Source organism: Microcoleus sp. BM001215392, from assembly GCF_036700185.1.
Classification (GTDB): Bacteria; Cyanobacteriota; Cyanobacteriia; order Cyanobacteriales; family Microcoleaceae; genus Microcoleus.
Genome location: NZ_JAUBOJ010000460.1, coordinates 1 through 5281, shown reverse-complemented (window position 1 = coordinate 5281; position 5281 = coordinate 1). Strand labels below are relative to the sequence as shown.

4 protein-coding genes are annotated in these 5281 nt (G+C 40.3%); 1 reads left to right on the top strand and 3 read right to left on the bottom strand.

Features of this window, described 5'->3' with window-relative positions; genetic code table 11:
- The first annotated feature begins 231 nt into the window (after positions 1-231).
- On the top strand, positions 232-633 hold the full coding sequence (locus QT974_RS30670; RefSeq protein WP_333472151.1) for a hypothetical protein: 402 nt from the start codon (positions 232-234) through the stop codon (positions 631-633).
- A 200-nt stretch (positions 634-833) separates the two neighbouring features.
- Here QT974_RS30670 and QT974_RS30665 read toward each other — a convergent pair whose 3' ends face one another.
- The 3 genes from QT974_RS30665 to QT974_RS30655 all read right to left on the bottom strand — a co-directional run.
- A complete protein-coding gene (locus QT974_RS30665) occupies positions 834-3614 on the bottom strand; it encodes a hybrid sensor histidine kinase/response regulator (protein WP_333472150.1) in 2781 nt (926 codons plus the stop codon).
- Between the two features lie 160 nt (positions 3615-3774).
- Positions 3775-5058: a sensor histidine kinase gene (locus tag QT974_RS30660; RefSeq protein WP_333472149.1), complete on the bottom strand. Its 1284-nt coding sequence runs from the start codon at positions 5056-5058 to the stop codon at positions 3775-3777.
- Between the two features lie 18 nt (positions 5059-5076).
- A partial coding sequence (locus QT974_RS30655) for a hypothetical protein (RefSeq protein WP_333472148.1) occupies positions 5077-5281 on the bottom strand: 205 nt, incomplete at its 5' end.

Genomic DNA, 5281 nt, shown 5'->3' with positions numbered 1-5281 from the left:
GAGAACATTGGTATCTCTGTAAATCTTTTGCACTTATTAAAAAGCTATTTATGCTGGTAACTCATTGTCAAACTTTTGATTTCCCTAAGTTATATATGTATGGCTTTTTTGCAAAAAAGCCTGAATTAATACTAAATTAATCACAATTAGTGAAACCAGATTTGTTTGCAAATGATTTAGGATCGCTATATCAGCAATACCGAGAGTGCAATTCCGATTCGATCGCTCGCAGTGCTGTTAGACCAACTCGGTTTGGGAGTGCGACCGACCAGAGCAGAAACCCAGTGTTTTATTGCCAGCAGTTCTTTCTTTAATTTAACAGCACTGATTTCGTTCGATCGAGATGAAATTGCAGGATCTGTCACGGACATTTACAAAAGTCTGGAAGTACAAAAAAACAGCGATGTGCTTTGGTTAGTTGAACAGTTAAAAACTAAAGCATTGCCAGTTTTAACTGTCGAAATAGAAGGCGATCATTTAGAACCGATCTGCATCAAAACTGACAATCATATTGTGGGTTTGAATCATTTTAACATCTTTATCAAACCTATTAAGTACCGATTGCTTGAAGCTCAATGCGTTAAATTATTAAACACTTTGAAGCTGAAGTCAGCACCCAAGGTCGAGCCATAATATCAAATCCAGTTTCATCAGAATTATGATGATATGGCTCGGCTTCGCGTTCCGAAATCGCACTACAGGAAAATTGTATCCGCTTAATAACTCGGCGTAGATTACCGTGCTGGAAACGATTTTGCGATATTTGAGGCTCGTCAGTGAGCCATTTTCCCCGATTTATTGAGCGGATACGGAAAATTATCATTCCGATATTTTTACTCGGTTGCTCCTTGAACTACTGAAATTAAGTTCAAAACTTTTTTATATTCAAAGTTCTCCAGACACACTTCTATAGCCTGAGCTAAAGGCAGATTTTTGCTAGAAATTTGTTTCAATATCGTCAGCATCAAGTCAATATCGCAAACAATTATTGCGTCTCGAAGTTGAATTAATATTTCCCTCGGAATTTCTGCCATTGCTTCTACGCTTAAAGCCTCTCTGATCTGTTTTATATCGGTATTGATGGGGATTAAATCTTCGTAAATATATGTCACTCCAATATGCTTATTCATAGCCTTAAAAATTTCTGCCTCTCGGAATGGTTTTCTCAAGAAATCATCGCACCCTGCTGAAAGTACCACAGCTCTTTCTTCTTCTAATACGCTAGCAGTTAGGGCGATAATCGCCGTGGCTTGACCTTTGGTGTGAGCTTTAATTTTTTGGGTTGCCGTGTAACCATCCATCACAGGCATTCTCATGTCCATCCAAATTAATTGTGGCTCCCATGTCTCCCAAATGTTAACTGCTTCTTGCCCGTTACTTGCTTCCTTCAGTTCAAATCCTAAGGGAGAAAGCAGTTTAATTAATAGCTGGCGATTAGTGGGTTTATCGTCAACTATGAGAATGCGATATCGGGGTTGATTTGGTTCCAGAGCAATGACGTGGCGAGAGGGTTCTTGGCTGGTCATAGCGCTTGCCTCTACCTCAGTAACTTGAATATCAAAGAGGAAGGTTGTGCCTTGTCCGACTTGACTCTTGACAGTGATTTCTCCTTCCATCAATTCGACGAACTGACGGCTAATACGTAAGCCTAATCCTGTGCCTTCTTGGGCTTGTTTGCCACTGGCTGTTTGGGTGAATGCCTCAAATAAATTTCCGAGTTCTTCTGCTGCAATTCCAGCACCGGAGTCTTCGATTTCAAAATGTATAATATGGTGATTTTTATCGATAATTTCTGATATTTTTTGATGGTTTTGTCTGCTGCTAACTCTTAGGCAAACGCCCCCCTCTTCAGTAAATTTTATGGCATTATTAATCAGGTTAATAATTACTTGACGCAATTTTACGTCATCGGTATGAACGTAGCGGGGTAGATCGGGTTCGTACTCTATTAGTAGCTGCAAACCTTTTTCTTCAGATTTCATCTGGAACATATCGTGAATGTCATTTATGAGGCCGTGCAGGTCGAAGTTTTTAGGATTGAAGGTAGTTTTACCGGCTTCAATTTTAGATAAGTCGAGAACGTTGTCGATCAGATTAAGTAGGTGTTCGCCACTGCGGGAGATGATAGTAAGATTTTCCTGTTGTTCGGGGTTTAGGCTTTGAGAGCGAGTCATGATTTGAGAGAAACCCAATATCGCATTGAGGGGAGAGCGTAACTCGTGGCTCATGTTAGCAATGAAGGTACTTTTTGCTTGGTTAGCTACGTCCGCTTTTTCTTTTGCTACAACGAGTTCCGCTGTCCGGTCTTGTACTCGTTGTTCTAGGGTTTGGTAATAATCTTTTAATTGCTGGCTCATTTGATTAAAGGACTTGCCTAAAGCTGCTAGTTCTTGTATGGAAGAATCAGGAATATTTTGCTCTAATTCTCCACTAGCTATGGCTGCACTGGCTTTATTCAATCCACGGATAGGTTGAGCAATCAAATGGGCGGCGATTATTCCCAATCCTGTGGCTATTCCTAAAGCTAACAAACACAATAAAATTGTAGTGCGGGTATTGGCATTTATAAGTTCCATGAAGTCAGATTCTGGAACCACTACAACTACTAGCCAATCAAGTCCTTTTTTATCATGGAAGGGCAGAACTTGAATAAATTGTAGCTGACCAGATATGGTGAATTCTAGTTTTTCTTCCTGTTTGATATTATTCAGATTTTTAAAGTTTTTGGTTAAAGTTTGAGCAGTTGCACTAATTAACTTATCCTTACTGTCTAATGCTTTAAGCCGTTGGGGTTTTGCATCCTTTTTATTTTGTAATGTAAATAGCTTCTGCTGAGTTGAACTTGCTACTAGAAATCCAGATTTTTCGATAATAAAAACCTGCCCTGTTCGACCGATTTTGAGATTATTGAGAAATTTACTAATAGCTTTCAATGAAAAAGTGGTACCAATAAAACCTTGAACTTTCCTGCTGTCATTATAAACAAGTGAGGCAGCAGTTATCTGCGGTTGGAGGGTAGTAAATTCTGGATAAATTTCACTCCAACTTGATTTTTTTAACTTTTCAGCATTGCTGTACCAAGCTTCGATACGAGCACGATTATTCAATTTTTTGGTACTCTTTTCTATATTTCCCGTGCGATTTCCCTGACTATCAATTTTGTAAAAACGAGGATAAAATCCAGTGTTATTGTTATTAATATAAAATTGAAGTAAATTATCTTTAACCCTCCGCTCAATTCCAAATAAATCTCCTTGCACCGAACACAAAGAAATCCAGCTTACATTATCAAAAAACTGCATTTGTTGCCAAAGTAATTTATCAGTTTTTGGATTTAGTTTCTTCAAATCAAAGCTTAATTCTCTGCGAGCGATCGCATCTGTATTCAACCTGTTGATCGTAAAAGGTTTTTCTAGATAATTATCAAGATACATTTTGACTCGATCGCTAATATTACTTCGCAGTTGAGCGGACACATCATTGACAGCCTTCTGTCCGTTGCGTAATGATAACCATCCCGTCAGTCCGACTGCGACAAAGATTTGGATGACAAAAGGGATAACTAAAACACTCTGTAGAGGAAATTTTCGCACTTTAGCAACATTTATAGACATAATGCCTGAGCAGAACTAATTAAGATTTTAGATATTATATCTAAGGCAGAATCAATTGTCTATTTAATTAATAAATAAATTACCGCATAATTATTATAAGTTCATAAAAATTAGCGCTATTTTGCGTGAAATTATGTTTTTAAAACACATAATTGCTCATCTAACTTTTTCCAGATATCGGTAATTCTAACACAAATTCAGTTCCTTTTCTGAGAGTTGAATTTACAATAATTGCTCCTTGATGCTTTTCTACGACGATTTGTCGGGCGATCGCCAATCCCAATCCTGTCCCCTTACCAACCTCTTTCGTAGTAAACAAATGGTCAAATATTCGCGATTTTACTGACTCAGACATCCCCGAACCGTTATCTTTGATACTAATAGACACTGTTTTCAGGTCGATCGACCTGGAAGTAGAAATAATAATTCGCCCAGGGTCGGCTTCTAGTTCTGCCCATGTTCGCCCAAGGCACGCTGCATCTAAAGCATCGATCGCATTGGCGATAATATTCATGAAAACTTGATTTAATTGTCCCGGAAAACAATCAATTGCTGGCACATCGCCGTAGTTAGCAATCACTTCAATAGCTGGACGGCGATCGTTCGCCTTGAGGCGGTGACGCAAGATCAGCACTGTGCTGTCAATACCTTCAGCCAGGTTAAATTTCTGCTTTTTATCGCTGTCGGCTCGGGAAAAAGTGCGGAGGCTTTTACTAATAGATACGATGCGATCGCCCCCATCCTTCATGGATTTAACCAGTTTGGGCAAATCTTCCCGCAGGTATTCTAGGTCGATCGTGTCTAGTTCTGCCTCAATTATCGGGCCGGGTTCGGGGAAGTGCTGGCGATATAAATCGATCAAACCAAACAAATCGTTAATGCTATCTTGCACAGCACTGACATTACCCACCACACAACCAATGGGATTGTTGATTTCATGGGCAACGCCCGCCACCAGTTGTCCGAGAGTCGAGAGTTTTTCTTGCTGCACCAATTGCAATTGCGCTTTCTGCAACTGATCGGTACGTTCTGTCACTCGTTGTTCTAAGGTGTCAGTGAGTTGCTTGAGGCGCCAGTGAACTCTCACCCTTGCTAATACTTCCTGAGGTTCAAAAGGTTTGGTGATGTAGTCCACAGCCCCCAATGACAAGCCTTCAACTTTATTCTCCGTATCTGCCAAAGCCGTCATGAAAATTACTGGGATACCTTGAGTGGCGGGGTCTGCTTGGAGGCGGCGGCAGGTTTCAAAACCGTCAATTTTGGGCATTTGCACGTCGAGTAAAATTAGGTCTGGGTGAGCATAGGCCACCATAGCTAGGGCTTCTTCGCCATCCACGGCCATGCGAACTTTGTAGTTTGCAGATTTTAAGGTTTTGGAGAGGATAGACAAGTTGGTTGGATTGTCATCCACAATCAAAACAAAGGAACTGCTTGAGTCAATCATAGTTTCTAATGCTACACATTAAGCGAGATATTGCTGAATAAATGCCCGTAGTTGTTTGATCTCGCACGCCTCAGCCATCTGGATAATTTCTCGGACAAAAGCTGCATTATCTCCATCTGAAATTTGCTGGGCGACTTCTATCACTCCCTCTAAATCGCCCATTTTGGTTAGTTGAGCAAGTTGTGTCAAAATGGCGAGGGAGGGTGGCTGAATTTCTCGGACT